The following is a 4,306-nucleotide window of genomic DNA, read 5'->3' as shown; positions in this document are numbered from 1 at the left end:
AAGCTAGGCGTGTTAGCAGTTTGGGGTGCTCATCATTGGGATCTGGCAACTCTAATAAAGGGGTGAGTTTTTCTTCAGGGAATCGTTCCTTAAGGTCGATGTTCTCATATCCAAGGACCAATGCCATGATGCTCAGCACAGTTACTGGCATTACCAGCCATATTCCACTGGCAGAGCCGATGTATATAAAACACCCCGTCATGCATAAAACAAACCCCCAATATATGGGGTGACGCAGCAGGGCATAGGGGCCACTTTTGACCAAGTATTTCGGAGGGAAGGCATTCATGGGCAGGCCTTTGCCTTTAAAAACCAGGAATGCCATGGCCCAAAGCATAAGCAATAGCCCCGTAATCCCCATAACCAGGCCTATTGCATGGGATTTGTACATTCCATAGGTCACCTGGGCCTCCGTTTCCTGTGCCCAGAGGATGAGCAAGGCCGGGACAATTACCAGAAAGAGTACGGCATACAGGGTCTTGAAAAGTAGGGTAGTAACTCGGTTCATCTGGAAATTTTCATGGTTAGGAAATAAATAATCAGGCTCATCAGAAGGAAAATGCCCCCATAGAGCATACTATGTATTGAGGGGGATCCCAGGGCATGATCGGTAAATGCACTGATTATTGAGGCCTGGGAAGGGTAATAGGCCGGTAAATATCGAATCATAAACTGATTTTGAGCCGCCTCGTAAAAAAATGGGTTTTGCAGCCAGCCCACATCGATATTAACCAGCAATACGATCATCAATATCCCCTCAAGCTCCCCTTTTATCAGTGTGCCCACAAGCAGCCCATAGCAGCCGTAAACGAACCCAATTAGAGTCAGGCTAAATAGATAGGAAACAAAATGCTCCATGTTGTGAAGCACGTGGGAAAGAGTACCCACATAGAGGGAAACGGCAATGATAAAGAACAGTAGGGCTGCCAATTTGGAAACTAGTATCTCCTGGGGGGCATACCCGCAGAGGATCAACCTTCTTGTAACATCTTTGTTACGTTGAATCAGGTTAAGGGCCAGGAAGGAAATTAAAAATCCAACCGAAGCTACTGAAAAGAACACGAAATTCACACCCTGTTCGCTTATGCTAATAAGGGGTTCATCCGAGAGCGAAGCCAGCCGGAAAGGGAGTTCTCGCTCTGAAGATGTCAGCTTAACAATAAAAAGAAAAACTGCAGGGATCACAAGAAATAGGATAAGCACTATCTTTCTTCTCATGAGACTGAGTAGTTCCATCCGTAAACATGTGGCCATCCTTTCTGTCAACATCTCAAATCAGTTTTCCGTTTTCCAGGGTAAATATGCGATCGAATAGCTGCTTCTCAGTGATGAAATGACTAACAATGAGCAGGGAGCAATTCTCGTTTCTGAGTTTTCCCACATACTCCCAGAATTTCAGGTAGGTGTCCCAATCAAATCCATTATAGGGTTCGTCCAGGATTAGCAGTTTTGGGTTATGCAATAAGGCGAGGCATAGGTTTAGTTTTTGCGCAGTACCGCCGCTTAAATACGCCACCTTCTCGTTAAGGTATTTTCCAAAGGAGAAATATTCGGTCAGATGTTGTTTACTTTCCTGCAGCACCTCTGATTTCAGGCGATAGGCCGCTGCAAAAAAAGAAAAATGTTCATCCACGGTTAAGTGCGGGAACAGGGTTACTTTTTGAGGGCAATACCCGATTTTGTCATGGACGATCACCTCTCCACGGTTGGGACGCCACTGCCCTACCAGGATCTTCAAAAGGGTAGACTTGCCCGAGCCATTTTCACCAACAATACCGTACAATTTCCCGGGGGCAACCTCAAGATCGAGCCCTTCAAGAATATGGTTCTTACCAAAGGATTTGTACAGATTTCTGGCGCTAAGAATCATCCATTGAAGTTTACGTATTCGTGGATTGCTGAACCTATTGTAATGAAGCCACCCTCACGGTTTTCTGTAACCTGGCTAAACCATTTATACCCTTCCGCCATAAGGAAGTTTGTTGGGATTATTTTGTTAAAACCGGGAAGATAGCGCACTAGCGACTTTACCACATTGTGGATTTTTTGTTCGTGCTCAAGGATTTCTGCCTGATTCAGTTTCAGCAGCAGCGGTTTATCATGAATGGCCACCTCTGAATCACCAACCTCAAAATGCGTCATGCGTTCCCCATTGTGCCATAACCATTTACGGGTTTCATCTCCATTAATTTCTATCCAGACGGTATAGCTTTCCCCAGACAGGGAGCGCCCCCAGCGAAGTTCACGCATAGGAATTTTCCAGGCAGGAACGGTCAGAATAAGTTCTTCTGCGTAGCCTATACCCTCAAAACGTTTCCCATTAATCGTTAGTATTACCCCGGATCTGGGTTGCCAGCAATTCCAGGTTAGCGATCCTTCTTCGGACTCAAAAAGGCAGGCGTTCAGGGGTTGTCCCTCTTGTTTCCAGAGCCCCTGTATTCCAAGATTGGTATTGGCATAACGCAGTGCCTCCCCATCTATGTGAGGTAAAGTAACTTTCTTGAGGGAGGTCTTTTGCACCTCAGGCTTCCCGGGTATTTTCATAAGGATACTGGCATAGGGGACCTTTAACCCTTTCCAGTAGATTTCGGCTGCATAGAATATCATGACCTCCTCCGTTTCTCCTACAAAATCGAGGTACCACTTTACTATTTTGAAGCTCCCTTGCTTGTCTTTCCTGTCAGCCATAGTTTAACCTAAGACGGTTCTGAATGTTTTCCTTGCCGGCCATTCATAAACAACCGGGAAAGCTGCTTTGGCGAGCCAGGAAAAGTTCCCGGCAGGGAGGTTTTTCTTATGCTGGTCCAATAATTCCACTCCCTCCCTGGCATGCTTATGTACCCATAATTGCAGCTTGTCCATTGCTATGTTTTTTAAGTCGTCAAGGCGTAGCCCTAACTCAGCCATTTCCTCTTCCGTTATGTTCACATAACCCGCCGCAAGATCTGTTTTCAGATCTTCAATGTCATACTGATATCGGCAAGCGGTACCCAGGGGCTCCAGAATTTCGTATTTCTCTGGGTCATCATTAAAGACTTTCAGGGTAGCGCGTATCGTACCCCTGATATCCATTTTATGGAAATGGGTTTCCAGGACACTTTTTGGAAAGATGGCATACTTTCCTTTTCTGTCAGCATCGAAAAGCAGGGAATTCAGAATGTCCTCTGTTTCCTCCGCCATATCCTGATTGAACTTATCTGCCAATTCAAAACAGCGCAGCATCAGGTAATCAGCTTCATCCTGAGGCGATGAAAGCTGCCTGGAGAAGCGGATCTTATCTCGGATGAATTCGCTTTCACTACTGTATTTTTCCGGAAGTGGCGCGTCCCCATCCACGATATCATCAAGGTAGCGCATCAGCACATAATAGAGTTCGAGAAATTCGCCTCGGATTGGTGAAAAACTCAGGTATTTGAACATTCTTAGCGACCTGAGAAAAGAACGGTATTTCCATCCTCTTGTTTGGATCATATGCGCATAAACACGCGATCGCATTTCCCACAATTCTTGTTGTTTCATAACAGGAGACGCAATTATAAAAAGCTTAATTGCCTGGCCCATTGTTAAAGGACTTGTCCGGGAAAGGAGGTGGTGCCGGTACTTCCCGCGGATCTTTAGCGATCTGTTCTTTTAAATGTTGTATCGCACGTTCCAGCTGGGCATCTTTACCATTAAAGGTTTCATGTGGCAGGTTATCTACCACAATGTCCGGTTCAAATCCATGGCCCTCTATCAGCCATTCTCCGGAAGCCCCGTAGACCCCGTTCATAGGGGCACGGGCAATCCCGCCATCGCTCAGGCGGTTGCTGCTGTTCAGCCAGATCTCTCCTCCCCAGGTGCGCACCCCAATGGTGGTGCCTAGCCCCAGTTTTTTAAATCCGTCCGCAAATGCTTCCCCATCGGAGTAGGTGTTTTCGTTAACGAGCACAACGATATGCCCCCTAAAAGCATACTGCATGTTCCAGGTGGGCTTACCGCTGCGCCCCGCCCAGTACATCCATGCCTTTCGCATTAGTTTCTCCAGGATAAAACTGTCTATGTTCCCCCCGAAATTGAAACGCACATCAACGATGAGCCCCTGCCGGTTGAACACCGGGTAGAATTCCCGGTAAAACTGACTGATATCGTTCCCGCCCATAGCGCGCAGGTGCAGATAACCCACGGTGTTATCAGTAGCTGCTTCAACTGCTTTCCTTTTCCCGTACTCCCAGTCGCGATACCGCAAATTATAGGTGCTTCCTATGGGAGTCACCACTACATCACGGGTGGTTTGTCCGCGTTTAAGGCTAAGCCGGACCTGTTTCCC

The 4,306-nt window shown here is 46.8% G+C and carries 6 protein-coding genes; all 6 read right to left on the bottom strand.

The features are described from left to right. Positions 1-508 (bottom strand): methyltransferase family protein (locus AC4E7D_RS12230; RefSeq protein WP_490174074.1); only part of this gene is annotated, 508 nt, incomplete at its 3' end. After that, positions 505-1,218, bottom strand: a complete 714-nt coding sequence (locus AC4E7D_RS12225) for a hypothetical protein (RefSeq protein WP_490174073.1) — start codon at positions 1,216-1,218, stop codon at positions 505-507. The genes AC4E7D_RS12225 and AC4E7D_RS12230, both read right to left, overlap by 4 nt. Before the next feature lie 52 nt (positions 1,219-1,270). Further along, entirely contained in the window at positions 1,271-1,870 is a 600-nt protein-coding gene (locus AC4E7D_RS12220) for an ABC transporter ATP-binding protein (protein WP_490174072.1), read from the bottom strand. Further along, complete coding sequence (locus AC4E7D_RS12215) at positions 1,867-2,688, bottom strand: hypothetical protein (RefSeq protein ID WP_490174071.1); 822 nt, start codon at positions 2,686-2,688, stop codon at positions 1,867-1,869. The genes AC4E7D_RS12220 and AC4E7D_RS12215 overlap by 4 nt, the downstream gene beginning before the upstream one ends. A 3-nt stretch (positions 2,689-2,691) precedes the next feature. Continuing rightward, positions 2,692-3,519: a class 1 isoprenoid biosynthesis enzyme gene (locus AC4E7D_RS12210; protein WP_490174070.1), complete on the bottom strand. Its 828-nt coding sequence runs from the start codon at positions 3,517-3,519 to the stop codon at positions 2,692-2,694. Between the two features lie 25 nt (positions 3,520-3,544). After that, the coding region (locus tag AC4E7D_RS12205; RefSeq protein ID WP_490174069.1) for a S41 family peptidase at positions 3,545-4,306 on the bottom strand (762 nt) is incomplete at its 5' end.

This window comes from Lentiprolixibacter sp., from assembly GCF_982873095.1.
Note: the sequence above shows the minus strand (reverse complement) of the source record. Positions and strands in the feature narration are given on the sequence as shown.